Annotated in this window: 1 pseudogene; it reads right to left on the reverse strand. The window is 69.0% G+C overall.

From position 1 onward, the window contains the following. Nucleotides 1-232 (reverse strand): annotated as a pseudogene (locus CVH10_RS24785) (chemoreceptor glutamine deamidase CheD); the annotation flags it as partial.

Below are 232 nucleotides of genomic sequence, written 5' to 3' on the forward strand. Positions count from 1 at the left end.
TGTTCAGCGTCGTCATGTTCGCCAGCACCGCGCCGCCGCCGAAGACCTTCGCCTGGATGCGCTCGCGTCGTGCGCCGGCGCGCAGCATCTCGGCGATCAGCACGTCCATCGCGTAGGTGCCGTAGCGCATCGACTCCCGCGCATCGCGCGCGGTGCGGTCGCTGTCCTCGGGCAGCATGAAATGGTTCATGCCGGCGATGCCGCTGTCGATGTCGTGCAGGCAGGCCGCGAC

This window comes from Halomonas sp. ND22Bw (assembly GCF_003011945.1).
Classification (GTDB): Bacteria; Pseudomonadota; Gammaproteobacteria; order Pseudomonadales; family Halomonadaceae; genus Halomonas; species Halomonas halophila.